The following is a 26,009-nucleotide window of genomic DNA, read 5'->3' as shown; positions in this document are numbered from 1 at the left end:
CGTACCTTCCCGTTCACCTCCCTGGCCGGGTACGCCGGCGCCCCCACCCCGTCGATCATGGAGTTGTGGTGGGTGACAAAGCGCCCGAACTAGTGTTCGGCGGGCACCACAACTCCATGATCGGCCACGACGGGGCGGGACCGGCGGGACTGGCGGGCGGCGCGGATAGCGTCGGCGGTGAAGACCAGCAGGGCGAGCCAGACCAGCGCGAAGCCGGCGAGGCGGGCCGGCGGCATCGGCTCGTGGAAGATCAGCACACCGCAGCCGAGCTGGAGGATCGGCGCCAGGTACTGGATCATGCCGAGGCCGGTCAGCGGCAGCCGGTTGGCGGCCCCGGCAAAGAGCAGCAGCGGGATCGCGGTGGCCGCGCCGGCCAGCACCAGCAGCGCGGTGTGCCCGGCCGAGACGTGCCCGAAGGTCAGTCCGTCGTGCCGGGACAACCAGGCCAGGTAACCCAGCGCGGGCAGCGCCAGCACCGCCGACTCGACGAAGAGCCCCTCGGCGGCGGGCAGCCCGAGCCGCTTCTTGATCAGGCCGTAGCCGGCGAAGCTGAACGCCAGGGTCAGCGCCAGCCAGGGCAGCCGGCCGTAGTCGACGGCGAGCACCGCGACGGCCGACCCGCCGATGCCCAGGGCCACCCACTGCGCGGCCCGCAGCCGCTCCCGCAGCACCGTCACCCCGAGCAGCACCACTACCAGGGGGTTGATGAAGTAGCCGAGCGCGGTCTCCACCACCCGGTCGGAGCTGACGCCGTAGATGTAGGTGCCCCAGTTGACGGCGATGAGCGCCGCTGCGGCGACAATTCCGGCGAGCGCCGCGCGTCGGCGCAGCAGGGCCCGCAGGAAGCCGACGTTGCGCAGCGCGCCGAGCAGCAGGGCCACGAAGAGCACCGACCACACGATCCGGTGGGCCAGGATCTCCAACGGGCCGGTGGGCCGCAGCACCTTGAAGTAGAGCGGGAAGAAACCCCAGAGCAGGTACGCGCCGATGCCGTAGAGGTATCCCAGGCGGAGTGGCGTCACGCCTCCACCGTAAGGGGTGAACCTCCGTCTGGTTCCTTTCCGGTGATGGGGGTCACCGGCGGTCGCCGATCGAGGTTCATCCACCGCTCGGGAACGTCCAACGGGGTGAAGCCCGCCCGCGCGTACACCTCGTGCGCGTCGTTGGTGATCAGCAGGATCCGCCGTACGCCCAGCTCGTCCAGGTGGTCTCGGACCGCGCCCACCAGCCAGGTGCCCAGGCCGAGCCCTCGCGCGGCCCGGTCGACGTACACGTCGCAGAGCCAGGCGAAGGTGGCGCGGTCGGTGACCACGCGGGCCACCGCGACCTGGCTGTCGTCGTCGGTCCGGTAAATGCCGAACGGCAGCGACCCCGCGAACGCCCGCACGACGCTGTCCCGGTCGCGTCCCAGTGCCCAGTACGCGTCGGTGGACAGCCAGTGGTGTACCCGGTCCAGGTCGAGTCGGGCGGGATCGGTGCTCAGCAGGTGGCCGTCGGGCCGGGTCAGGGTGAACACATCGGCGACGCTAACCCACCCGAGGGGGCCGCCAGCCGGCCAATTCCCGAACTCTGGTCACCGGACCGCCCCGCCCGTCGGGGCCGGGCGGTCCGGGACGGTGGTGGTCGGTCAGTCGCGGTCGAGGACGGCCCCGAGGATCCACGTCACGATGCTCACGAACAGGGCGCCGAGAACGGCGGCCGGCCAGAACCCGTCCACCGAGAACGGCAGCCCGGCCTGATCGGCGATCCAACTGGTGAGCAGGAACAGCAGCCCGTTCACCACCAGCGCGATGAGGCCGAGCGTGAGCAGGTAGAAGCCGCAGCCGACGGTCTTGATGACCGGCTGGAGCACCGCGTTGACGATGCCGAAGATCGCCGCCACCAGGATCAGCGTGGTGACCGTCTGGACGGCGGAGGTCGATTCCAGGTCGATGCCCGGAATGAGCAGCGTGGCCAGCCAGAAGGCCAGTGCCGTGGTGGCCAGCCGAATCAGCAACCCTTTCAGAAAACCCATGGCGGGGATCGTGCCACGGACCATCCACGGGCGTAACCCGGCGGTTGACCATCGAGGACGACCGGCCCGCCTCGCGCGAGCGCGCAGACCCCTGAGCGCGGGCGCGCGCAGGCCCCTGGGCGCGGGCGCGCTCAGGCCCGTGCCGGCCGGCCGATCAGCTGGGACTCGATCGGAGTCGGGGAGAGCAGTGCCCACCGCAACGCGCGACGGTTCACCACCGCCACCATGTCGTCGCGGATGCGGGTCAGCCAGTCGGCCGAGGCGCCCAGGCCCAGCGCCGCGCCGGCCAGCGTCGCCTCCGCCGGGTGCAGTCGCTGGAGCACCGCCAGGTCGGCGCGGGTCAACGTGTCCACGTCGGCCGGTGTCAGCTCGTCGCGCACCACGAGGGTGGCCCGCCACGCCGGACCGGGTTCGGTCTCGGCCGGCACCGGTCCGGTGTCGACGACCAGCAGCAACGGCCGCAGTGCGGCGCCGGCCGATTCGGCGACCGGCCGGCCCGGCGGGATGAGCGGAATCGTTCCGCCCGGCGCGCCCACCCCCCGTACGAACGGCTCCCACGCGCGGGGTCGCGCCGTCTGCACCACCACCAGCGCCCCCAGCGCCATCGCACGCAACGCGACGAGCTGAGCGGTACGCACCCCGCCCAGCAACAGCACCCGCGTGCCCTCCGGCCGGAACAGCCGCACGGTGACCGCGCCACCCTGCCGGTTGGTGCCGACCATCATCCCCGCCTCGCCCAGGGTCAACTCCCAGTCGTCCGGCGCCGCCTCGGGCCGCCCGGCCGAGGGGAGCGCCAGCGGTAGCGTGCCGGCCAGGCCGTCCAGGTGCGCGCCGTCGAGCCGCCGCAGTTCCCCGCCCGCGCCGTCGACGAGGCGGCCCAACGCGTCGACGGCCACGGTCAGTTCGGCCGTCGACGTGGCGGCCAGGCGTACGGTCAGCTCGGTCACCGCGGCCGGCCCCACGCAGAGCGACACGGTCGTCGCGGTCGCCGGCAGCGTCAGCAGCCGGGGTACCAGCCGCCGGGCCCCCGCCCCACCGCCCTGTGGCCAGCGGACCAGACGGAACGTCGCCTGGACCAGAGTGCCGGTGCGCAGCGACGGCCAGGCCTGAAGTATCGGCTCGCCGTCGTGATGGGCCAGCTCGCCCAGGACCCGCAGCGCAGCGGGTACGCCGAGCGGCCGGGCGGTCAGCGGCCCGAGCCGACGGATGATCCGGCGGGTCGTGCCGGCGAGCGCCCGGCGCAGTGCCTCCGGCGTCCAGCCGTCCGCCCGCAGCACCCGGACCGCGAGCACCGCCCGCTCCCGCCCGACGAGGCGGCCGTCGGTGAGCTGCCGGTACGAGGTCCCGACCGTGCCACCCGCCGTGGGGACGGGCGCCGGTGTGCCGGTGAGCAGCAGTTGGATCCGTACCGGTGGCACGTCCGGCCCCGGCGTCGGTAGCAGCGTGGACGGCGCGGGGATCGCCCGGGACGCGTCGCCGAGCAGGTCGCCGGGGTCTCCGAGTTCCAGCATCACCACCATGCCGCCGGTGTCCTCCAGCACCGCCGCCGGCCCGCTGGACAACTCGGTCGAGCCGACGACGGCTCCGGGCGCGACCAGGTCGAGCAGTTCGGCCGCACCGGCCCGCTCGCCCAGGCCGCGACGGCGGGTCACGTGCCCGGCGGCGGTGCCCAGCCACTCGAAGAGCCACCGGCCCCGGAACCGGGCGCAGGCGGCCGTCACCAGAAGCGTCGCCCCCAACAGCGCGGCGATCATGACCGGGGCGCCCTGGCCGGAGGCGGCGAGGACGACCGCCACGGCGACCTGCCCGGTGACCAGTTGGCCCGCGCGCATCGCCGCACCGAGCCGACCGATGGCGGCCCACCGCGCGGTGGGCCGTCGAGCGGGTACGGCGGCGCTGCCGAGAGTGCCCGACGCGCTGCCGCCGATCGTGGTCGATCCGACGTCCAGTGCGGTGCCGACCGACGGGACGGCGGGGATGTCCGACCCGGCGGTCGGGGAAGTTGCGGTCGGGCCCCACCCGGCGTCGCTCGCCGATTGCGCGCCCGATGTGGTGATCGGCGGCACCGCGCCTCCTCGACCCGCTCTGGACGTGCCCGGCGGCCGACCGCCCCCGGATGCCCGTCACGCGCCGCGACGGGGCTGCCGCACATAGTAGGCGACCGATGGCTGTCGTAGTTGTCCACAGGGGAGAGCCGGGGGTAGCAGAACCGCTACCAGGCCGCTACCGTCAGCCACGAAGTTCATCGCTGACCCGTGTCCGACCGTGCTCGTCGAGCGGGCCACGCGAGCGGTGCGCTCCCACCGCGGGCGCATTGACAGCCAGGCACGACCGAGGAGACGAGGTGACGTCCGGGTGTCCCAGACCCAGGCAGAAGCAGCGGTGATGAAGCAGACCGCCGCGAAGTTCGAACAGGTGGACCAGTCGTTGCAGTCCATGCTGACCGGCCTGCTGGCCGAGTTGGAGGTGTTGCAGCAGGCCTGGCGCGGCGCCGGCGGGCGGTCGTTCGAGCAGGTCAAGCGACAGTGGGCAGACGATCAGGCGGCGTTGCACCGCGCGCTGCGGGAGACCGCCGGTGCCATTCGCACCGCGGGCCGACAGTACGACGTCTCGGACGACGAGGCGGCCAGCCGGGTGGCCGGCACCAACCGCGGCGGCATCCAGCTGCCGCTCTGACCTGCCGGGAGGGCGTTCCGATGGACAACGGTGTGCTGGTCGTCAACTTTGCCGCGCTGCAACAGGCCGGCGCGGACATTCAGCGGGCGCTGAACACGCTCGACTCGCAGCTCGGCCAGCTCGAACGTGACGCTGCGCCGCTGGTGTCGGCCTGGTCGGGTGACGCCCGCGAGGCGTACGAGCAGCGCCAGGCGCGGTGGCGCTCCGCCTCGCAGGACCTGCAGGCGATGCTGCGTGCCATCAAGTTGGCGGTGGACGACTCCGCCGCCGACTACCTCGACACCGAGAAGAAGAACACCGGGCTGTTCCAGTGACGTCGGTGGGCCGGGAGCGCTGACATGACCGCGTCGGCGTCCCGGCCACCCTCGGGCGAGGGCCACGGCGGCGACCGGGTCGGGTCAGGCCGGCTCGGCCGGTCGCCAACGTCGGCGTGCGCCCCGGGGCAGCACGAGGGCCAGCACCACCACGGCGACAGCCGTCACGCCGATCACCGCGCCGGCCACCAGGGCCCGGTCTCGGGCGGTCGCGCGACGCGCCTGGCGGGCCAGCGCGGCCTGATCGGCCCGGTCATCGGCGAGCGCGGCGGCGGATCGTGGTCCGCCCGGCCGGCCGCCGGTCTCGGTGACCGCCCGATAGGGGTTCAACACGCCGGCCCCGTACCCGCCGCCGTGTCCCGGGCCGGGCGCGGGATCGGCCGTGGCGACGATCCGCTCCACCACCTCGGTGGCGGTCAGCTCAGGTCGGTACGCGCGCAGCAGGGCCGCGGTGGCGGCCACGAACGGCGCGGCGTAACTGGTGCCCTCCACCCGCTGGTGGCCCTGGGCGGGCGCGGCGACGAGCACCTCGCTGCCGGGGGCGACCAGATCGACGTACGCGCCGATCTGCGAGAAGGTGGCCCGCGTCCCGTCCGCCCCGATCGCGCCCACCCCGAGCACCCCGTCGTACGCGGCGGGGAACGGGCGCGGGTCACCGTTGTCGTGCAGGTTGCCCACGGCGGCCACCAGCACCACGTCCCGCTCGACGGCGTACCGGACGGCGGAACGGACCTGCGGGTCGTCGGCGTACAGCACCACGGAGAGGTTCACCACGTCGGCGTCGTGGTCGACGGCCCAGCGGATGGCGCGGGCGAACTCGCCGGCGCTGACCGTGCGCCCCGATTCCCGGCCCTGCACCACCTGCTGCTCACTCACACGTACCGGCAGGATCCGGGCGGCCGGCGCCAGTCCGTGGAAGGCGACGTCGGGCCGCGGCGCCGCCGCGATGATGCTCGCCACACCGGTGCCGTGCCCGGCGCAGTCCTGGCCGCCGTCCCCACCCGGTTCGAGCAGGTCGGCGCCGGGCAGCACCCGACCGGCCAGTTGGGGGTGTGCCCGGTCGACGCCGGAGTCGACCACCGCGACCGTCACCCCCGCGCCGGTGGTCAGCGGCGCGAGCCGCGCCGGGTCGTACCGCTGCTGGGGCCACGGTGTGGCCTCGACCTGTCGAACGGGCGTCAGTGGGGTCGCGCAGACCGGAGCCGATCGGCGCGGGCGGGCGGCGACGGCCGGACCGGTCGCGCCGGTCAGCAGCGCGACCGCCAGACCGGCCAGGACCGGGCGCGCAATCGACCGGGACATCGACAGCCTCCGTATCGTGTCGGCTCCGGAACGGGATGTTATCGCCTCGCCGTCACCGGGGCGGACCGCCGCCGGCCAGCCATTGTGATCTTGATGCCACCTTGTAGGTTGTACGCGATACCTGTGGCCTGTTCTCGGGAGGAGAGGTGGCCGTGACCGAATGGGAGCCGGCCACGGAGGCCGAGGTGGCGATGCGGGACGCGCTGCGCGCCAACGATCAGGAGCTCTACTTCCGCCTCCTGTCCCGTACCGAGCTGCTGTTGCCCGTCTCCGCACCGGCATCCGCCGGTCAGGCCGCCGGCTGGGGCACCTGGACGACCGGTGGCCGGACGCACGTACTGGCCTTCACCTCCACCACCGCGTTGCGGGCCTGCCTGGGCGAGCACGCGGGCACCCACCGGCGTGTCCCGTTCGCCGACCTCGCGCTGGGCTGGCCAAACCACGAGTGGTGGCTCGCGGTCAACCCCGGGCTGCCCGTCGAGGGGTACCTGCCGTCCTGGTTCGTGTCGCAGCTCTCCCGTGGTGACGTCCGGCTGCCGGGCCGCGCCATGGGCGCCCGGGCCCGGCTGGAGCGGGCCGAGACCCTCTCCCGGTTCCGGGCGGGTACGACCGGTCGGGACGCCCCGCCCGCCGCCGGGTTCGTACCGCCCTCGCCGCCGGTCCCCGAGGCGACGCCGCCCGGACGACCCGGGCCGAGGGGCGCGACGCCTCCGGTGTCTCCGACCCCCGCCTCGGCCCATCCCAACCGCGCGCCCGGCCCGGGTGACCTGCCGCGCCGCTCCGGGGTGGAGGACATGCCCGCCGCCGGGCCACCGCAGCCGACCGAACCGCCCCGCACCGTCCGGCCGGGCACCGGCGTCGGGCCGGGGGCGAGCCGCACCGCTGCTTCGCGGTACGTGCCCCTGGCCGCCGACCGCACCCGCGCCGCCCCGGTCGACCAGCCGATTCCACGCGCCGGCCGGCCGTCCGCGACCCGGCCGGCCAGCGAGGGCGACGGTCCGGCCGTCGGTGGTGGCGCCAACGAGGACGTCCGGCGCTCCTTCTTCGAACCGACGTCCGGTCGTAAGTCTGGCCTGCCCCCCGGCGACGGTCGGACGGGCGACCGGGCTGCGCCGCCGTCGCGGTTCGGGCGCGGCAGTCAGCCCTTTCCGCGCCGCCGTCCCGCCGACGCGCCCGGCGGCGACAGCGCGACCCAGGCCTTCGCGATGCCCGCGCCGGACGTCGGCCGCGGACCGTGGCCGCCCGCGGCTGACCAGGGCACATCCCGGGTGGTACGAGCGCCGTTGACCGATGACGAGGCCACGCAGCCGCTGCCGCCGCGGCGGCCCGACCCGTTGGCCGAGGAGCCCACCCGCGCGTTCCGGGTGCCCGGTTCGGTCAACGGCGGGCCGCCACCGGCCCGCCCTTCGGAGCCGGCGGACGAGACCCAGGCGATCCCGCGCGGCCGGCCCGCTGAGCGGCGGCGCTTCGAACCGGTGGAGGATCTGCCACCGGCGGTCGCGGAACCGGTCTCCGGCCCGCCCGCCCCCCGTCGCGGCTTCACGCCCATCGTCATCGAGGGCACCATCATCGAGTCCCGGGATCTCGATCCGCCCGAGGTCGGCCCCTTCTTCGACACCGGACGGCGACCCGGCCCGACGACCACCGCCCCGCCACCGTTCAGCCGCCCGTCCGTGCCGGACCCGTCTGTGTCCGGCCCGTCTGTGCCCGGCCCGTCTGTGCCCGGCCCGTCTGTGTCCGGCCCGTCTGTGTCCGGCCCGTCTGTGTCCGGCCCGTCTGTGTCCGGCCCGTCTGTGTCCGGCCCGTCTGTGTCCGGCCCGTCTGTGCCCGGCCCGTCTGTGCCCGGCCCGTCTGTGCCCGGCCCGTCTGTGCCCGGCCCACCCGTGCCCGGCCCGTTCGCGTCCGGCCCGCCTGTGCCCGGCCCGTCCGTGCCAGGTCCCACTGCCTGGGCCGCGTCTGGCGGTGGAGCGAGCCTGTTCGAGCCATCCAGCGTCCCCCCGGCCACCGACACCGGCCCGGCCACCGACGCCGGCCTGAGCGATGCCCGTTCGGCCAGCGACGCTGGCTTCGGCGGCGATGCTGGCTTCGGCGGCGACACCGGTCGGTCGTCCCGATCCCCGGTGGGTTACGAACCCGAGCCGGCACGCCCCGACTCCGACGCGGAGGCGACGATCGCGGACGCCGTCGAGCCTCCGACGGTCGACGAGCCGGCGTCCCCGCAGTTCCAGCCGGCGAACACCGTCGAGGAGGACCTGCTCGGCGCAGCCGGTGCCGGGAGCACGGACACGTTCCTGTCCACTCTGCTGCTGGCGCGCGTGCTGCTGCCGGCGGCGGCGGACTCGAAGCGGGGCAGCCGTCCCGGCGACCCGGGCTTCGTCTGGCGCACCGCCCGCCTCGACGGCGAGACGTACGTGGTGGTCTACACGTCCCCGGAGCGCCTCGCCGACCACGTCGAGGGCGCCGTCGACACGGTCCGGGTGAAGTTCGCCCAGCTGATCCGGCGCTGGCCCGACGAGGACTGGTCGTTCGCCGTCAACCCGGGCACCCCGGTCGGTGCGAAGTTGCCCGGTGACCAGATCGTCGCGTTGGCCAACTGGGCCGCCGAGGTGGGACTCGGCGACGACCTGGAGGTCGACCCGGTGGAACCGGCGGCCGAGGCGGAACCCGCCGCGCGTCCCCGGTACGCCCCGGCGGCGGTCGACCCGGCCCGCCCGACGGTGATGCAGAAGGCGATCGCGCCCAGCCAGCTCGCGTACTACCTGGAGCGGGGGTACGACCGGGTCTCCGGTTTCGTGCACCGGGCCGGTGAGCTGGCCCACCTGGCCACGCCGGCCGAGCTGCACGACGCGTTGGGCCTGAACTACCCCGGTTCGCCGTTCGTGCGGGACGCCGAGGAGATCTACGTGCTGCGTTGGCCGGCGCACCGGCCCAGCCTCTACCGAATTCCGTACGGCGGGCAGAACGAGGCGGCGATGCGTGCCATGGAGGGCTGGGTCATCGAGCGTCCGCCGTTCCGGGGCAACGGCTTCGCCCCGGGCGAGAGCAGTGACGTGGTGGCGGAGTTCAAGGTGGACAGCGCCCGCCTTCCGCACGGCGCGCAGCTCTGGCGGATCGGTGGCGACGGCACCGAACGGGTGGTCGCGGTCCTCGACACGGACGCGGTCACCTGGCGGCGGGTTCCGGAGGAGTGATGCGCGACGGTTACGTGGCCCGCTGGCAGGGCCGGGAGTACCAGGCCAGCCCGGACGGCGACGACATCCGCCTGTACCAGCCCGAGCCGGGCGAGGGCTTCGAGGAGGTCCGCGCGGGCCGCTACGTGCGGGTGCTGCCGGCGAGCGAGATCGAGGATCTGGCGTACGTGCGGACCACCTGCACCTGGCAGGGCCAGCCGTTCATCGTGCTCGGCGAGCACGACGCGTGGCTGCGCGTCGAGTACACGGGTGGTCGTTGGCCGGTGGCCGAGGCGATGCGGTTGGAGGTCTTCGACTTCGGCGTCTACCAGGGCTGGGCGCCGGCCGCCGAGGTCACCGATCTACGCGAGCAGCGGGTCTGACCAGTTACGACTTGGCCCACCGCAGGATCTCGCCGAGCACCACCTCGGGGGCTTCCAGGTGCGGGAAGTGCCCCACCCCGTCCAGCAGACGCCACTCGTACGGGGCGACGACGTACCGGCCGGACCCGAGGGCGGTCCGTGGCAGGGCGGCGATGTCGGCCGCGCCGTGCAGTTGCAGGGTCGGGGTGACCAGCGGTTTCTGCATGAGGCGCACGAATCGGTAGCCGTGCAGCCGCAGCACGGAACGGAAGGCCCAGCGATAGCCTTCCAGCGCGCAGAAAGCGGCCTGCGGGATGCGCATCGCCTCCCGACACCGTTCGGCGTACGCCTCGAAGTCCGCGCTGGCTGCCCAACTCGGGCCGGCCCAGCGGCGCAGGATCTCCTCGACGCCCGCCGCGCCGTCCCTGGTGAGCACGTGTTCGTAGCGGGGGAGCTGAAACTTCAATGCCGGGGTGGAGGCGGCGAACTGGCCGCGCGGGTCGGCGAAGATGGCGGCGCGCAGCCGTAGCGGGTGGGGTGCGCCCAGGACCACCAGCCGACGGACCAGAGATGGGTGGAACGACGCCACCGTCCAGGCGACCATGCCGCCGACGCCGCTGCCGACGAGTGTCGCCGAGCGCTCACCGAGGGCCCGGATGAGGCCGGCGATGTCGGCGGCGAGGGTGTAGCCGTCGTACCCCCGGGGTGGTTTGTCGCTGGCGCCGTAGCCGCGCAGGTCCACGGCGACCGCGCGGAAGCCGGCGTCGGCGACCGCGGGGAGCATCTGGTGCCAGGCCCACCAGTGCTCGGGGAAGCCGTGCAGGAAGAGCACCATCGGGCCGGTGCCGGCCTCGACCACGTGGAAGCGGCTGCCGTTGGCGCCGACGAAACGGTGCGTCCACGGGCCCTCGGTGAGGACGCAGGACTCGTCGACGGCCTCGCCGCGCTGGTCGGTCATGGTTGACAGCCTAGGACCCCGTCGGGAGGCGGCCGTTTTGCCGGCCCGACTGTGACCCTGCGGGGGATCAGACGACCGGGCTGATGTCGACGATGGTGGCCGGGATGCCGGGGCCACAGTCGGCGGCCGGGTCGGCGGGGCCGATGGTCACCCGGACCGTCGTACCGACGGTGAAGGAGCCCTTGTCGATGCCGTGCAGCGCGTACTGCCGGCCGTCGTCGGTGACGAGGCCGTAGCAGGGGCCGTCGCCGCCCCGGTTGATCCGTCCGGCCAGGGCGTTGGCCCGCCGGGCGTCGGTCGGCTTGCGCGGTGGTCCGGTCGGCGGGCGTAGGGTGGGCAGCGGGACACGTGCGCGCGCCGGGCGGCCGGCGGGAGCCGACGGCGTGGCCCCGCTTCCGGTCGGCGCGGCGGAGGCCGGTGGTGGGCTGGTCGCCGGGGTGCCGGACGGGGTCGGTTCGGCGGACACGGTGCCTCCTTCGTTCCGCGTTCCGGCGCAGCCGGCCAGCGCAAACAGGACGGTCAGGCCGGCGCCGGTCAGGGTGGTGCGGGTTCGCGGTCGCACGGGTGATCGGACGCACGCCACCCGGTCGGGGTTCCCCTGGAACGGGCGATGCCCGGGCAGGTGACCTGCCCGGGCATCGCCGTGGTACGGGTGGTGCCGGATCGAGGGATCAGTTGAAGCGGACGCTGGTGTTGATGCCGTCCTGCGAGATGACCTTGATCTTGGTGCCGGTGGCCGGGAGCTTGACGCCGTGGTTCGGCAGCTCCGGGTACCAGTACTGCTGGGTGTCGTCGAACAGCGGCTGCGCCGCCTGGCCACGGACGTAGTTGGCCTGGCTGTTGATGTGCAGCGTGAACGAGTCCGCCTTCTTCAGGCTGAACGGCGCGTCGTAGACCTGGACGCGGGCCCGCCAGGGGGCACCGGTCAGGTTGTAGGACGGCTCCGGGTGGGCGTCGATGATCATGTTCCGACCCTCACCCGGGTGCGCGAACGTGTCGTTGTCCGACCACCGCAGGTTCCAGTACGAGATCAGCAGACCCTCCTGGTACGCGTAGTGGTCCACGAGGTCCGGGCGGGTGTTCTGGTAGCCGAAGTAGTACGGGCCGGTCTTGAGGTACTTGTCGTACGAGGTGTACGACCGGGTACCGGCGATGTAGAAGTTCTCGAACGCCTTGGTGTAGGTGGCCGAGGCGATCTCGAACCTGCCGCCGAAGGTCCAGCCGTTGGCGCCGTTCTCGCCGCCGTCGGTGAACACGGTCTGACCGTCGGCGGTCACGGTGATCGCGTCACCGTAGAAACCGCCCCGGGACACGCCGCCGTCGGTCTGGTAGCGCAGCCGGAACTGCACGACCTTGCCCGCCGCGGAGTTCATCGGGATGTTGACGTCGACCCACTTGCCGCCGCTGGAGCCGTCCAGGGCGAAGCGCCCGGGGGAGATCTCCTTCAGCGGGTTGCCGTTGACGGTGCCGGGCAGGGTCGCCCAGGTCTTGCCGCCGTCGGCCGACGCCTCGAAGAACAGGTAGTCGAAGTTGGATTCGATGTTGTAGCGGCCCTTCATGGTCAGGGCGGCCGACGACTTCCCGGTGAAGTCCAGGGTCCGGGTCATCGTGCTGTTGATGTTGTCCTCGTTGCCGGTGAAGAACTGCTTGCTGCCCTCGAACGGCGCGCCGTTCGAGAAGGTGTAGTCCCGCTTCGGGAGCACGACGACCGCGGCCTGCGCCTCGGGCGAGTTGTACTCCTGCGGGCCGAGGACCAGCGTCTTCTTCTGCCCCGCGACGACGGTCTCGTAGTCGAGCCAGCCGAGCTGGAACTTGTTCCACGCGCCGAGGTCGCCACCGCGCTCGCCGATGCCACCGTCGTTCTTGGCGCCGAGCCGGCTCTGGGCCATCAGGGTCCAGTGCTCGTTGTTGTTGTCGCCACCGCTGATGACGTTGTAGTCGTCCGGCAGACCGAGGTCGTGGCCGTACTCGTGGTAGAAGACGCTCCGGCCACCGTTCTCCGGCTGGATGGTGTAGTCACCGATCCAGACGCCGGTGTTGCCGATTTCCGTGCCACCACCGAGGAAGGTGTCCGGACCGGTGCTGTTCTGGTCGGAGGCGTAGGCGTACCAGCGGTGGCTCCAGATCGCGTCCTCACCCTGGATCGGGTCACCGTCGGCCTGGTCGCCGCCGGAGTGGACGATCTGGAAGTGGTCGATGTAGCCGTCCGGCTCGTTGAAGTTGCCGTCGCCGTCGTAGTCGTACCGGTCGTACTGGTCCATCGACTTCACGTCGGCGGCGATCTGCGCGTCGGTGCGGCCGGCGGCCTTCTGGTCGAGGACCCACTGGTTGGCGGCGTCCCGGACCAGGTCCCAGGTGTTGTCGCAGACGTTGCTGTCGCAGACCGCCGGGTCGTTGGCCGGGTTGGCGGCGTCGTCGTCGGCGATCGGGTCGTCGGAGCGGCCGTACCGGGCCTCGTTGTACTTGACCTTGACCCAGTCGGTGACCTCGCCCTCGACGCTGTAGCGACCCGAGGACTGGGCCTCGTAGTACTGCTTCAGCGACTCGTCACCCGGGTTGGTGCCGAAGTAGAGCTGCCGGTAGTGGTCGGCGGTGTAGTCCGGCTGCCAGACGGTGGAGTTGTCCACGGCCCGGTTGGGTGCCGGGATCTGGTTGTGCAGCGGCCCGTCGAACTTCGTCGGCCCCGCGGTGTCGGGGTCGATGCTCTTGTCCGGGTAGTCCGGGTGCCGCTCGTTGCCGAACTCGGCAAGGATCACGAAGATCTTGTCGGTCTGCTCCCGGGAGAGCTCGACGTACTGGTCCTCGGTCTGAGCCGTGCCCGCCCCGGCGGTGCGGGCGGCGGCCCCGTCGGCCTGGGTCTTACCGACCTTGACGACCGTGCTGCCGTTGATCTTCTCTGCCTTGGACTTGCCGGCCAGGACCTTGCTCAGGCCCTCCTGGCGCAGCGCTCGCCGCTTGTCCTCCAGCGGGTTCGGCAGGTCGTGGTCGGCAAGGGCGGGCTCGGCGACCGACGGAGCGGCCGTCGGCAACTTCGGCTGCGGCGCGGCACTGGCGGACGGTCCGAACGCCAGCCCCGTCGCCGTCAGTGAAAGCCCGAGCAGACCCACTGCGACTTTGCGCACGTGGTACCTCCGGTGTGAGGGAACCGACCCAACGGGGGTACGGGCCGGTGAAAGATCGATCCCACTAGTGGGACCATTGGTGAACATAGACACTGCTGCGACGGGTGGGAAGATGCACGCGTCGATTTGTTGCAAGATTTTGTTGGGAATGCTTTTCACCGTCACACCCCCGCGCTTCATCTGCGCTCGAGTCAGGGCGGACCGGACGGCGACATCCGCAACGATGAATTTCGATCAATAAGATCAGATGAAACGACAGTGGGGCCGGTGGCGTTCCCGCCACCGGCCCCACCGTCAGTTGCCGAACCCGTTAAACCGTCACTTCGTCGCCGGGGTGACGTAGATCGTGGCGGACGAGTTGTCCTTCGCCGCCTTACGGATCGTCAACGAGACGCCGTTCTGCACGCCCGCGTCGGCCGGGTTGCCCGTGCCGAGCACGATCGCGCCGCCGCCCAGCGTCACGCCGTAGTAGTCCGGCGCCGGGCTACCGTCCGGGTTGGTCACCCGGGTGGTGTACGGCGCGTTGCCACGCGACGGGATCACGACGGAGGCGTCGTTGTCCCGGGCGTACGCGGCACCGTCGCGGATCTCGATGCCCGGGTACCAGCCCTTGGCGTCGGTGAAGCCCTTCACCGGCGGCAGGGCCTTGAACTTCGTGCAGTACGCGCTGTACGGCTCGCCCGCCGCCTCCAGGCACTCCGTGAAGGGGTACGTCTTCTGGAGCGTGAAGGCCGCGTTCGACGACTGCGGACGGCTGGGCAGGTTGTCCGTCACCGACGGGTCCTTCTCGGCCGCCGTGCCGGTACGCCGGTACGGCTCGTTGTGCGAGTCGACGATGAGCAGCCCGCCCTTGGCGCCGTAGCTCGGCAGCGAGGTCATCTGACCGGTGACGTGGTTGACGTCGCCCAGCGCGCTGTCCCGGTACCACACCAGCATGCCCGGCGCGTTGTAGGAGATCCGGTCGACCTTCCACGCGTCGCGCGAGTAGATGGTGTCGTAGGCGTACTTCAGGCCCTTGTCGAAGCCGTCGAAGTTGCGCCACTCGGCCAGGTAGTACTGCGCGTGCACCTCGGTGCCGCCGGAGACCTTCCAGCCCGCGCCGGTGGTGTCGACGAAGGTGCCGCCACTGGTCGTCCAGCCGTTGGCGCCGCCCTCGACGTCGTCACTCCATACGGTGGCGCCGCCGCCGGTGACCGAGAAGTCGTCGACGAACCAGTTGCGCTCCTCGAATGCCTCATCGGTGGCCAGGCGCAGTCGCACCTGCACGGTCTGGCCCGCGTACGCCGACAGGTCAACGTAGTCGTGACGCCAGCCGTCGGTGCTGCCGGTCAGGCCGTACTTCTTGCCACCGAAGTCGTTCATCCGGCCGTTCGGGTCGCCGTAGTTGTCCGGCGTCGTGACGACCGTGCCGTCCTCGGCATACACCTTCTGCTCGGACCAGGTGGTGCCACCGTCGGTCGACAGCTCGAGGAAGCCGTAGTCCCAGTCCTCTTCGATGATGTAGTTGTTCCACATCCAGAACTTGGAGTCCGCGGCGTTGGGCACGTCCACCGAGCGGCTCAGCTTGACGTCGGCCCAGCTCTGGTCGTTGTTGCTGTGCCACATCTTGGTGCCGCTGTGCGGGGTGGCCAGCACGGTCACCTTGTCCGGCAGGTCGACCTTGATGCCGTCCTCGGCGTCGATCGGCGTACGCGAGGTCTGCCCGAGCTTGACCTCGCGCGGGTTGGAGCCCGGACGGATGGTCAGCGGGTCGGCCCAGCCGAGCACCCACTTGTCCCAGATGCCCATGTGCGTCGGCAGCGCCTGGAAGATCTCACCCGAGTGCGATCCGGAGGCCATCAGGTCCCAGAAGTCCACGTCGGAGTCGGCGTTGCCGGAGGTGTCGTAGAGGTCCGGCAGACCGAGGTCGTGACCGAACTCGTGGGCGAAGACGCCGACGCCGGCGTCCTCCGGCTGCACGATGTAGTTCGACACCTTCAGGCTGGTGCCCGGGATGGTGAAGCCACCCGGCACCGAGGAGGAGTGCGCCCACACGGCGTACGTGCCCTGGCTGCCGCCGCCGCTCGACTTGCCCTTGCCGGCGTGCACCAGCACGAGGTGGTCGATCACGCCGTCCGGCTCGAAGAGGTTGCCGTCACCGTCGCGGTCGGCCTGGTCTTCCTTGTCGTAGTCGGCCCACGGGAAGGTCGGGTCCTTGGCGGCGAGCGCCTCGATCGCGTCGCCGGCCAGCCGGCTCGCGCCGGCCGGGTTGTCCGGGTGGCCGTTCATCGACTGCTCCCGGCCGGGCACCCAGTTGCCGTTCTCGTCCTGGGTGCAGCGGTTGGCCGCGTACCAGCCCTCGGAGTGCGGCACGGTGATCCACGGGCTGGCCTGCCCGTCGACCGTGTACGCGTTCTTGGACATCTCCAGGTACATGTTGTGCATCGTGCGACCGGAGATGTCGATGCCCTTTTTGCCGTCCGGGCCCTTGAGGTCCTTGCGGACCCGCTCGGTGATGCCCTTCTTGCTGTACAGCATCTTGTTGTAGTGCGACGGCGAGAAGTCCGGCACCCACATCGAGTTGTTGTCCTCGTGCTCGAGGCGCGAGGGGTCCGGGATCTTGTTGTGCTTCGGCCCGTTCTGCACGGTGCCGGGAACGCAGGTCCGGTCCTCGAACACCGTCTTCGGGACCATCACGTTGGTGAAGTCGTCGTTGGCCTTGTCGTTGAACTCGACCAGCAGCGTCAGCAGCTTCGCCGTCTGCGTGTTGGGCGCCTGCTTGATCTGGCGCGGGCTCTTGCCCGTCTTGATCGACTTGGCCTCGATCTGCGCGAGCTGGCGGGCCGTCACCGGGTTGCCCCGCGCGTGCTTCTGGTCGAACGCGCGGGCGTCGTCGACCTTGGGGGTGTAGACGCCGTTCTTGCCCTTGACCTCACGGCCGGAAGTGTCCGGCTGGACCTCGGGCTCGGCGTAGTTGATGTAGTACTCGTCAGCCCCGATCACCGCCCGGGGGGTGGTGGACGGCTGTGCCGCCGCACTGCCACTCACGGTCAGTGACGTGGCCGCGAGGGCGATGACGGGTAGCGCGACGAGTAGTCGTCGACGCGACCCCGGTTGGGAGTTTCTGTTCATGCCGCTCCGTTTCTCGGGCATGGGCGAGGGAAGCCGGCGGACTCCGTGCACGCAGCGTCGCGTCGAGGGCCAGCCGACCTTCGTGAAACTAAATGAGAATCCGGCCGAACGGCGGGAACGTGATGCAGGCGTTATCCGTCGGACCGTCGGCCGGTGGTACGCCCGACGGTCAAAGTCCACAAAAGACGACGGTGGGTGACGGTCCGTGCGGACCATCACCCACCGATCGGGGTACGTCTGTCGTCAGTCCTCGTCGGACTTCGCGCCACTCATCCCGGAGGAGATCAGCTCCATCACCGAGGAGTCCTGCAGGGTGGTGACGTCGCCGAGCGACCGGTTCTCGGCCACGTCCCGCAGCAGCCGACGCATGATCTTGCCGGAGCGGGTCTTCGGCAGCTCCGGCACCAGCATGATCTGCCGCGGCTTGGCGATCGGGCCGAGCGTCTTCGCCACGTGGTTGCGCAGGTCCGCGATGAGCTGCTCACCCGCCTCGCCGGCGATGTCCGTGCTGCCGCGCGGGATGGCGAACGCCACGATCGCCTGGCCGGTGGTCGGGTCGGTCGCGCCCACCACCGCCGCCTCGGCCACCGACGGGTGCGACACCAGCGCCGACTCGACCTCGGTCGTCGAGATGTTGTGCCCGGACACCAGCATCACGTCGTCCACCCGACCGAGCAGCCAGATGTGCCCGTCGTCGTCCTTCTTCGCGCCGTCGCCGGCGAAGTACATCCCCTCGAACCGCGACCAGTACGTCTCGATGAACCTGTCGTCGTCACCCCAGATGGTGCGCAGCATCGACGGCCACGGCTCACGCAGCACCAGGTAGCCGCCACCACCGTTCGGCACCGACTGACCCTGGTCGTCCACCACGTCGGCGACGATGCCCGGCAGCGGGGCCATCGCCGAGCCCGGCTTCGTCGCCGTCACCCCCGGCAGTGGGGAGATCATGATGGCGCCGGTCTCGGTCTGCCACCAGGTGTCCACGATGGGCAGCTCACCCCGGCCGACGTGCTGCCGGTACCACATCCACGCCTCGGGGTTGATCGGCTCGCCGACGCTGCCGAGGAGCCGCAGCGACGACAGGTCGAACCCGGCCGGGATGTCCTCGCCCCACTTCATCATCGTCCGGATCAGCGTCGGCGCGGTGTACAGGATGCTGACCTTGTACCGGTCGACGATCTCCCAGAACCGGCCCTTGTGCGGGGTGTCCGGGGTGCCCTCGTACATGACCTGCGTGGCGCCGTTCGAGAGCGGGCCGTACACGATGTAGGAGTGGCCGGTGACCCAGCCGATGTCGGCGGTGCACCAGTAGACGTCCGTCTCCGGCTTCAGGTCGAACACCGCGTGCGTCGTGTACGACGCCTGCGTCAGGTAGCCGCCGGTGGTGTGCAGGATGCCCTTCGGGCGGGCCGTGGTGCCGCTGGTGTAGAGGATGAACAGCGGGTGCTCGGCGTCGAACGGCTGCGCGGTGTGCTCGGCCGAGGCGGTCTCGACCGTCTCGTGCCACCAGTGGTCCTTCTCCGACCAGGCCACGTCCTCGCCGGTGCGGCGGACCACCAGCACGTGCTCCACCGACGGGCAGCTCGCCACCGCCTCGTCCACGGTCGGCTTCAACGCCGACGGCTTGCCCCGCCGGTAACCACCGTCGGCGGTGATCACCACCTTGGCGCTGGCGTCCTGGATGCGGTTGCTCAACGAGTCGGCCGAGAACCCGCCGAACACGACGCTGTGCGCCGCGCCGATCCGGGCGCAGGCCAGCATGGCCACCGCCGCCTCCGGGATCATCGGCAGGTAGATCGCCACCCGGTCGCCGGCGGTCACGCCCAGGTCGGTGAGCGCGTTCGCCGCGCGGCAGGTCAGCTCGTGCAGATCGGCGTACGTGAGAGTCCGCGTGTCGCCCGGCTCGCCCTCCCAGTGGATCGCGACCTTGTCACCGAGGCCCGCCTCGACGTGCCGGTCCAGACAGTTGTACGCCACGTTGAGCTGCCCACCGACGAACCACTTCGCGAACGGCGGGTTCGACCAGTCGAGCACCTCGTCCCACTTCTTCGACCAGGCCAGCCGGTCGGCCTGCCTCGCCCAGAAGGCGAGCCGGTCGGCCTGCGCCTCGGCGTACGCGTCGACGGTGACGTTGGCGTGCGCGGCGAGCTCGGCCGGCGGGGGGAACTGGCGCGTCTCGTTCAGCAGATTGGCCAATGCCTCGCTCATGCCGTGACTCCTCGTCCTCGGGGTGACCTGCGTCTCGATGGGCACGAGGGTAGTCGCGGGTCCCCCGGCCGGCGACCGCTGCCCACCCCGTCGCGCCGAGCGGCCCCCGCCACGCGCCCGACGGCCGTGCTGCGGGTGCGCGCCAGCGCGGGCCGCTTGATCGACACGAGATCGCCGAAGTGGGGGTGTTCGGACCGCCTTGATAGCCCCACTTCGGTGAAGTCGTGTCGATCCGGCCGACGGCCGGGTGGTCCGGGTCGCGTTGCGGGCGGGTGTGGGCCGATCAGCCCGGTGGGATCGCTAGCGTGGCGGGGTGACCACCGACCCGCTCGCCCCGCTGCTCGCGCTCGCCGACATCGCGCCCGCCGTCGACCGGGCCCGCGAACACTTCGACCGGGCGCTCGGGCACCGCGCGCTGCGCCGCAACGGCGGCCAGGTCGCGGCCGAGGTCGGCCTCCGCTCGGCGGTGGCCAGCGCCGCGCTCGAAGGGGCCGTGCACGAGCGCGAGGAGGTACGCGCCGGCACCGTCACCGAGCCGGTGCTCCAGGGGGCGCTACGGGTCGCCGGTGCCCTGCCCGGTCTGAGCGAACTCTGGCCGAAGGCGCCGCGGCAGGCCCTCGCCCGGCTGCACGTCCTCGCCGCCCGGGACATCGTGCCGGAGGGCGAGCTGGGTCGTCCGGTCGCCGATCCGGTGGTCGCCGCCCGCCTCGACGGGTTGGCCGGGCTGGTGGCCGGCGGGACGAAGGTCTCCCCGCTGGTGCTCGCCGCCGTCGTACACGGAGAACTGCTCAACCTGCGTCCGTTCGCCGGACCGTCCGGGGTGGTGGCGCGCGGCGCCGCCCGGCTGGTGCTGCTCGCCAGCGGCCTCGACCCGCGCGGCCTGCTCGCCGTGGACGTCGGTCACGCCGAACGCGAGCCCGAGTACGTCGGCGCGGCCGGCGCGTTCGCCACCGGCACCCCGGACGGGCTGCGCTCCTGGCTGCGCCACTACATGACGGCCGTCGAGGTCGGCGCCGACCAGCTCACCACCATCGGCGACGACGTTCTCGCCGCCGCGTGAGCGGTGGCTCAGTCCCGCCGGGTCGCCCGGTTGACCTTGGCCTGTAGCGCGCGGCGGGCGATCGGCCCGAGATCGTCGACGATCTCCATGAGGAGCGCGAGCTGGTCGAGCGCGGCCATCGCCCGGTCCGCGCCGGCCGGGTCCACCCCGTCGTAAAGTTCCAGCCCGATGAACGCGGCCGAGACCGCGCGAGCCAGGCCGGGCACGTCGGCCACCTCGGCGAACGGTGAGCCGGCGAGCAGCCTCCGCAGGACCTGCTCGATCTCGTCCACCCAGAGTTGGAGCGCACCGGCGGTGGGGGCGGCCATCCGCTGGTCCGCCTGTGCGCCCGCCAACATCTGGGCCAGGAAGGTGACGTTGCCGAGTTGCCGTTCCTCCTCGTGCAGCGCCCGCCCGACCGCGAGCAGCTCGCGCAGCGAACCGGCCGAGGCCAGCCGCGCCGACCAGTGCTCGACCCGCTCGGCGGTGCTGACCCGGCAGGCCGCCGCGAGCAGGTCGTCCACCGTGCCGAAGTGGTAGAAGACCAGCGCCTGGTTCACGCCGGCGGCGGCGGCGATGGTGCGGGCCGAGACGCCGGCGATGCCGTGCTCCCGGATGGCGGCGATGGCGCCGTCGAGGAGACGCTGCTTGGTGTCGGACATGGCTCTCCTCTCGGACGGGCCGGATGCGGCGGTGCGATCATCGCATCGGTGAGCAGTTGAGCCAGCCAGGCGACCCCGGGCAGCCGTAACGTCCAGCCGACCAGAGCCCAACCGAGATGGATGTGTTCGAGCGATCGGGCGACGGCGGCCACCCCCCGTTCCGGGTGGCCGTCGCCGCCCACGTACTCCGCCCGCCACAGCACGCGCTCGTGCTCCCGGGCCGCCCGGATCCGCAGGCCGACCGGATGCCGCCGGGCCAGCATCCGCCAGGTGGCCGCGCAGGGTCCGCAGTCGTCGTCCAGCCAGAGCACGGCCGGCTCTTGCGAGGGGTACGGCCGCCAGCGCGGCCACCAGTCGCGTACCTGCCGTCGGTAGGACCGCCAGGAATCGCCGTACCGCGTGCGCAGGTCGTGTTGCTCGTGTGGCCCGGCCACCGCCGCGCCGAAGGCCGTCGCCGACACCGCCCCCAGCGCCAGGGCGACGCTCCCGGTGACCGCCGCGGTGAACAGCAACAGCGCCACGGCGACGAGCTGCATCGGGTTGGCCAGGTACGCGTACGGGCCGGTGGTGACCAGCCGCCGCGGCGGATCCCACGGATAGGGCGTACCGCCGCCCCGGACGGCGAACTCCGCGACGGCGGCCAGCGCCGGCACGGCCACCAGCAGGGCCAACTGCGCGACGACCAGGATTCCGGTGCGGTCCAGCGCGATGAGGCCGGCCCATGACCCGTCGCCGACCTCGAACGCCAGGGTGGGGACGAACCAGAGCAGCAGGGCCGCGAAGACGCCAACCTGCAGGAGGGTCCGTGCGCCCAGGTGCCGGCGGTCGGCGCAGAGGCGACCGAGCAGTTGAGCGGGCAGCGCCACCGCGAACAGGCCGACGACCTCCCCGACGAGCCAGTGCGGACCGAGGCTGACCAGCGGGTGCAGCGCCGGCATCGCCACCGCGTCGACCCAGAGGAGCAGACCCAGCGCGACCGGCAGCGGCAGCGCCCGCCGGAGCAGCACCGGCAACGGGCCCCAGAGGGCCGCCCAGCCGATCCAGAGGTCCACCGGCATTCCCCGGTACGCGCCGTCGACCGGAGCGAAGGCGTACCAGCCGGTGCGGCGGGCGACCTCGTGCAGCGCCGCGATGCCGATCCCGGCGGCCAGGAACGCCAGCAGCCCCGCGGCCCGGACGGACCGGTCCCGCTCCCGAGCGCCGACGGCCAGCACGGCGGCCAGCGGCACGGCGAGGCTCAGCCAGCGGGCGACGGTCATTCGAGCGCCAGCATGTCGAGCAGGTGCCCCACTCCGGCGCCGAGCAGCACCTGCTGGATCGGCCCGAAGTACCAGGACGGGTCGAGGCCCCGCGTGTAGTCGACCCGGACCCGGATCTCGGTGTGCCCGGGGTCGACCGCCCGCCAGCTCAGCTCCGCGTGCCGCCAGGTGAACCAGCGCGCGGTGATGGAGCTGTCCTCGACGAAGTCGAAGCCCACCTGCCCCGGCGCGGCGCTCTCCACCTCGGCGAGCAGGTGGCCGCCCGGTCCGTGCGCGCTGCCGTGGTAACCGAACATCCACCGGTCGCCGATGTCGAGCCCGTCGCCGGTGACCTGTCCGGGCGTCGGTACGCCGAGGAGCCGCAGCGGCACCGACCGGACGTCGGTCGGGCGGGGACCGGCAGTGAGACGTTCGGCCACCTGGTCCACCGGGAGCCCGACGACCCGGGTCACCTCGACCGTCTGGTCCGGAGCCACCCGGGGAGCGATGCCCGTGCCCTCCAGGCCGGGCAGGAGCAGCAGGGGGACGGCCACGACGACGTACGGGCGGTTCGCCTCCCGCAGGGCGCGGATCAGCGCGGTGGTCCCGTGCGCCACCGCGTAGACCAGCGGGGCGGCCAGCAGGACACAGATCGCGCCCTCGTGCAGGGCCACCGACGCCAGGAGCAGGGCCATCGTGGTGGCCGTGAAGACCCGCCCGTGAGCCGACCGGCGGGGTGCGAGCGCGAGGGCGGCGGCCAGGAGCACCGGGAGCGCGACGAAGAGCACCGCGCTGTCGGCTCGGCCCTGCCGCACCACCACGACGAAGACGACCGCTCCGAAGAGGGTGATCAACCCGGCCAGGATCCAGTGCGCCCTCGTTCTGCGTGGTGTCGGTGCGCTGTCGTCGGTCATGCGAATCTCCCCGTCTTGAGCGGTCGCTCAAACGGAGGGTACGTCTTTTTGAGCGACCGCTCAATACGGCGTGGGACCGGGGATAATGAACTGTGTCGGATAGGCGACTGTCGACGATGCCGGTGGCACCGTGAAGGGTGAGCGCCGAGAGAGCGGATGCCTACCGAGGGTGGCGTCTCCGGCGAGAGTGGAGGCCGTGCGTCGCCCGGACGGGCTCGGTCAGGCCGTGGCGGCGGCGCGCGTGCGGCGGTGCCGGCCGTACCAGGCGATGCCGATCGCCACTCCCACACCGACCCCCAGCGCGGCCGCCGCCACCGGGACGGCCGGCCGCTCCCGCCAACGGCGGCCCAGCGGAATCGGATGCCGGAACTCCAGCACCGGCCAGGCGTTCTCCGAGGCCAGCTTGCGGAGCTGCCGGTCCGGGTTGACCACGCTCGGGTGCCCCACGCACTCCAGCAGGGGACGATCGCTGTACGAGTCGGAGTAGGCGTACGAGTCGGCCAGGTCGTAGTCCCGGGCGGCGGCCAACTCGGTGACCGCCTCGACCTTGCTCGGGCCGGCCGCGTAGAACTCGACCTCACCGCTGTAACGGCCGTCCCGCACCGTCATCCGGGTGGCGATCACGTCGGTCACCCCGAGCAGCTCGCCGATCGGGCGGACCATCTCCTCGCCGGACGCCGACACCAGCACCACGTCCCGCCCGGCCGCCTGGTGCTCCTCGATCAGGGCGGCGGCCTCGGCGTACACATAGGGGTTGATCAGCTCGTGAAGCGTCTCCGCGACGATCTGGCGGACCTGTTCTACCTGCCAGCCCTTGCAGAGCGCGGCCAGGTAGTCCCGTGTTCGGGCCATGGTCTGCTCGTCGGTGCCGCCCAGCCGGAACATCAGCTGCGCGTACGCCGACTTGACCACGTCACGCCGAGTGATCAGCCCGTCCCGGTAGAACGGCCGACCGAACGCCAGGGCGCTCGACTTGGCGATGACGGTCTTGTCCAGATCGAAGAAAGCGGCACTTCGGCCCACGGCGCGAAAGTCTAGCCGGATGGTCTATCGTCGGCGGGTGCCCGGGGTCAGGCCACCCCTTGGACCTGCGGACGGGCGCCCCCACCACCGCTCAGCGTGACCGTGCTCACATTCGGCGAGGAGATTTTCGCGCTGAGTGGAGTGAACACCACTCGACGTGACGGGCCCGCTCAGGCAGACTTGTCCGCACGACGTGCTTTCACATACCCGAAACAGACAGGCCCTCGGCGGTTGCACCCCCCGTGACCGCTGAGTGGTTCGGCTCGACCCCCCCGGAGCCGAACCGTTGACGACCCCCGTCTCCCCCCGACGGGGGTCGTCCCTTTGCAGGGAGCGCTCCCGGCCTGGTGACGCCTTGGCCGAAGTTGCTCCGCCGTCGGCTCAGGGCGGATCGACGAAGGCTGGTCAGTTGCAGCGCCGTCGGCCTCGCACCCAGTTGAGCCCTGCGCAGGCCCGACAGCTCATCGTCGAGCCCATCGGCGTAGGCCCCGGGGAAACGACCTCCTCGCCGTGGCCACACAACGCGCCCGCCAGTACGCCATGCTCGCCGCCGAAGCCACCTCCCCGGCGGCCATCGCCCAGCCGCCGAGGCCATTGCTCAGGAGAACTTGGTGTTCCACTAATCGCATTGAATGAAGCGGCGGGAGAGATCCACGCGGTGGGTAGATGGCCAATCTGAGCAGGCGTGGTCGCAACGTGTGAAGGCGGACGGAACATCGGTGTGGCGGAACCGAAGCCGACCGAACCGGATCGAGCAGGCCGTGGACGCCGGTGGCCAGGCTCGGGTTGGGGGATGCGGTCCGCGGGACCTGACGTGGGCGAGGTTGAGGCCAGCGAGAAGGCAGCAAGAGTGCCAACGCCTGAGGACACCACTGGTAGGTGCGGGCATGGCAGCCATGCTCGACGGCACACCGGACGGTACTGGATGGAAGGCGATAACGCCGCGGTCCCGCGTTCGGGACGAAAAGAGCTCTGTCAACGAGAGATCCCCGGAGCTTGACATCGATAGGAGGATCGGGATGGCATGAGAAGTGCCGTGCCTGTGAAGGTTTCGATCGCTGAAGGGCTGACTTAGACCATGAGTACTGTCAGGCGCAGCTTCCGCAAACGCCATCAATGGCACGCGTGGTCGGGTGAGTTCGCGGATCTTGAGCGTCTAGGGAGAATTGTCGAAGATTTGTACTCAACTTGGCTGAAAGAGCGTGAATACGAGGAGGGGCAGACGGGAGAGGTTGCTGAAGCGACCGGGGTCATTAATCTTGCCGGAGTTCCAGGTGGTGCTTCTGTCGGCGATGGCAACGAGATATATCCCTTTGTGGGATTAATTGTTGAAGACGAGGACGAGGTTTCGGGACCGATTTTTGAGGTTCTCCCCGAGGTTGATCGAAGAAGCGTCGTAGGCCTGAAGTTTGTGGCCACCCTTCGGCCGTCGGAGCGTTTGAGCGTTACTTTTGCTCGAAATGCTAATGAAGCAGTTATTGTTGAGGTTTCCTCGCGGAGGACGGGGTGGGCCAAGCAGGCTTATGCCCGACTGGCGGACGAGATAGAGAAGGGTGTGCCGCGTTGGGCATCGTTGCGTTCGGAGAACTCCAGGCCCCGTCTCGCAATATTGGCGGCGACGGCTACCGCGGTCTTTGTTGGCCTGGTGTTGCCGAAGTCGAGCGGATTGGAAATCCGGACCTCGGTCGGAGCCTTTGCATTTAGTCTGACGTGGCCAATTTTTTATATAGAACGCCTGCACAAGTGGATATTCCCCGGCTTTGAATTGGTGGGAGAGGGAAGTCAGTCATCTGGTTCCCGCCGTTTAGTAACTTTATTCCTGCTGGGTGCATCGATACCGATCGGAGTTCTAGTAAATGTTGTCTCCTAGCGCGATTTGGAGTCTGTGGAAGTTTG

At 71.2% G+C, this 26,009-nt stretch carries 21 protein-coding genes; 7 read left to right on the top strand and 14 right to left on the bottom strand.

The window, feature by feature from the left end:
• Positions 1-89: 89 nt before the first annotated feature.
• The 4 genes from rarD to eccE all read right to left on the bottom strand — a co-directional run bounded on the left by rarD (position 90) and on the right by eccE (position 3,846).
• Positions 90-1,022 carry an EamA family transporter RarD gene (rarD, locus tag AB0J36_RS21240; protein ID WP_357392616.1) on the bottom strand — a complete coding sequence of 311 codons (933 nt, stop codon included), beginning with the start codon at positions 1,020-1,022 and terminating at the stop codon, positions 90-92.
• Complete coding sequence (locus tag AB0J36_RS21235) at positions 1,019-1,516, bottom strand: GNAT family N-acetyltransferase (protein WP_357123568.1); 498 nt, start codon at positions 1,514-1,516, stop codon at positions 1,019-1,021. The genes rarD and AB0J36_RS21235 overlap by 4 nt, the downstream gene beginning before the upstream one ends.
• A gap of 111 nt (positions 1,517-1,627) precedes the next feature.
• Positions 1,628-2,014 (bottom strand): phage holin family protein, encoded by a 387-nt coding sequence (locus tag AB0J36_RS21230; RefSeq protein ID WP_355049298.1) that lies wholly within the window; start codon positions 2,012-2,014, stop codon positions 1,628-1,630.
• Between the two features lie 131 nt (positions 2,015-2,145).
• Positions 2,146-3,846, bottom strand: coding sequence for a type VII secretion protein EccE (gene eccE, locus AB0J36_RS21225; RefSeq protein ID WP_357392649.1), 1,701 nt, complete (start codon positions 3,844-3,846; stop codon positions 2,146-2,148).
• 523 nt (positions 3,847-4,369) lie between these two features.
• Here eccE and AB0J36_RS21220 point away from each other — a divergent pair.
• Both AB0J36_RS21220 and AB0J36_RS21215 read left to right on the top strand, forming a co-directional pair.
• Positions 4,370-4,690, top strand: a complete 321-nt coding sequence (locus tag AB0J36_RS21220) for a WXG100 family type VII secretion target (RefSeq protein ID WP_357123575.1) — start codon at positions 4,370-4,372, stop codon at positions 4,688-4,690.
• A 20-nt stretch (positions 4,691-4,710) separates the two neighbouring features.
• Positions 4,711-5,004, top strand: a complete 294-nt coding sequence (locus AB0J36_RS21215) for a WXG100 family type VII secretion target (protein WP_357123578.1) — start codon at positions 4,711-4,713, stop codon at positions 5,002-5,004.
• Between the two features lie 84 nt (positions 5,005-5,088).
• On the opposite strand, the gene mycP is transcribed toward AB0J36_RS21215, so the two are convergent.
• Positions 5,089-6,306, bottom strand: a complete 1,218-nt coding sequence (gene mycP / locus AB0J36_RS21210) for a type VII secretion-associated serine protease mycosin (protein WP_357392618.1) — start codon at positions 6,304-6,306, stop codon at positions 5,089-5,091.
• Between the two features lie 152 nt (positions 6,307-6,458).
• On the opposite strand from mycP, the gene AB0J36_RS21205 reads away from it, so the two are divergent.
• On the top strand, positions 6,459-9,497 hold the full coding sequence (locus AB0J36_RS21205; RefSeq protein WP_363661023.1) for an SseB family protein: 3,039 nt from the start codon (positions 6,459-6,461) through the stop codon (positions 9,495-9,497).
• The gene (locus tag AB0J36_RS21200; protein WP_030486287.1) at positions 9,494-9,859 is read left to right on the top strand and encodes a hypothetical protein; all 366 of its coding nucleotides are present in this window, start codon (positions 9,494-9,496) and stop codon (positions 9,857-9,859) included. Before AB0J36_RS21205 ends, AB0J36_RS21200 begins: the two co-directional genes overlap by 4 nt.
• 4 nt (positions 9,860-9,863) lie before the next feature.
• On the opposite strand, the gene AB0J36_RS21195 is transcribed toward AB0J36_RS21200, so the two are convergent.
• The 5 genes from AB0J36_RS21195 to acs form a co-directional block, all read right to left on the bottom strand.
• Positions 9,864-10,796: an alpha/beta hydrolase gene (locus tag AB0J36_RS21195; RefSeq protein ID WP_363661022.1), complete on the bottom strand. Its 933-nt coding sequence runs from the start codon at positions 10,794-10,796 to the stop codon at positions 9,864-9,866.
• A 67-nt stretch (positions 10,797-10,863) separates the two neighbouring features.
• On the bottom strand, positions 10,864-11,262 hold the full coding sequence (locus AB0J36_RS21190; protein WP_363661021.1) for a hypothetical protein: 399 nt from the start codon (positions 11,260-11,262) through the stop codon (positions 10,864-10,866).
• 205 nt (positions 11,263-11,467) lie between these two features.
• Positions 11,468-13,903, bottom strand: coding sequence for an immune inhibitor A domain-containing protein (locus AB0J36_RS21185; protein WP_363661024.1), 2,436 nt, complete (start codon positions 13,901-13,903; stop codon positions 11,468-11,470).
• A 333-nt stretch (positions 13,904-14,236) separates the two neighbouring features.
• Positions 14,237-17,029, bottom strand: coding sequence for an immune inhibitor A domain-containing protein (locus AB0J36_RS21180; RefSeq protein WP_357123597.1), 2,793 nt, complete (start codon positions 17,027-17,029; stop codon positions 14,237-14,239).
• A gap of 243 nt (positions 17,030-17,272) precedes the next feature.
• Positions 17,273-19,237, bottom strand: coding sequence for an acetate--CoA ligase (acs, locus tag AB0J36_RS21175; protein ID WP_357392622.1), 1,965 nt, complete (start codon positions 19,235-19,237; stop codon positions 17,273-17,275).
• 313 nt (positions 19,238-19,550) lie between these two features.
• Between acs and AB0J36_RS21170 the strand changes: the two genes are divergently transcribed.
• Positions 19,551-20,297, top strand: coding sequence for an oxidoreductase (locus AB0J36_RS21170; protein ID WP_357392623.1), 747 nt, complete (start codon positions 19,551-19,553; stop codon positions 20,295-20,297).
• Positions 20,298-20,305: 8 nt separating this feature from the next.
• On the opposite strand, the gene AB0J36_RS21165 is transcribed toward AB0J36_RS21170, so the two are convergent.
• The 4 genes from AB0J36_RS21165 to AB0J36_RS21150 form a co-directional block, all read right to left on the bottom strand.
• A complete protein-coding gene (locus AB0J36_RS21165; RefSeq protein ID WP_357123606.1) occupies positions 20,306-20,938 on the bottom strand; it encodes a TetR/AcrR family transcriptional regulator in 633 nt (210 codons plus the stop codon).
• Positions 20,833-22,197 carry a methyltransferase gene (locus AB0J36_RS21160; protein WP_357392624.1) on the bottom strand — a complete coding sequence of 455 codons (1,365 nt, stop codon included), beginning with the start codon at positions 22,195-22,197 and terminating at the stop codon, positions 20,833-20,835. The genes AB0J36_RS21165 and AB0J36_RS21160 overlap by 106 nt, the downstream gene beginning before the upstream one ends.
• On the bottom strand, positions 22,194-23,090 hold the full coding sequence (locus AB0J36_RS21155) for a hypothetical protein (protein WP_357175960.1): 897 nt from the start codon (positions 23,088-23,090) through the stop codon (positions 22,194-22,196). Before AB0J36_RS21155 ends, AB0J36_RS21160 begins: the two co-directional genes overlap by 4 nt.
• A 219-nt stretch (positions 23,091-23,309) precedes the next feature.
• Positions 23,310-24,113, bottom strand: a complete 804-nt coding sequence (locus tag AB0J36_RS21150) for an HAD-IB family hydrolase (RefSeq protein WP_357123615.1) — start codon at positions 24,111-24,113, stop codon at positions 23,310-23,312.
• 887 nt (positions 24,114-25,000) lie between these two features.
• Between AB0J36_RS21150 and AB0J36_RS21145 the strand changes: the two genes are divergently transcribed.
• Together AB0J36_RS21145 and AB0J36_RS21140 are read left to right on the top strand one after the other, a co-directional pair.
• The gene (locus AB0J36_RS21145; RefSeq protein ID WP_357123619.1) at positions 25,001-25,141 is read left to right on the top strand and encodes a hypothetical protein; all 141 of its coding nucleotides are present in this window, start codon (positions 25,001-25,003) and stop codon (positions 25,139-25,141) included.
• A gap of 50 nt (positions 25,142-25,191) precedes the next feature.
• On the top strand, positions 25,192-25,983 hold the full coding sequence (locus AB0J36_RS21140; RefSeq protein ID WP_357392625.1) for a hypothetical protein: 792 nt from the start codon (positions 25,192-25,194) through the stop codon (positions 25,981-25,983).
• Positions 25,984-26,009 lie beyond the last annotated feature (26 nt).

This window comes from Micromonospora sp. NPDC049662, assembly GCF_040675055.1.
GTDB lineage: Bacteria > Actinomycetota > Actinomycetes > Mycobacteriales > Micromonosporaceae > Micromonospora.
Note: the sequence above shows the minus strand (reverse complement) of the source record. Positions and strands in the feature narration are given on the sequence as shown.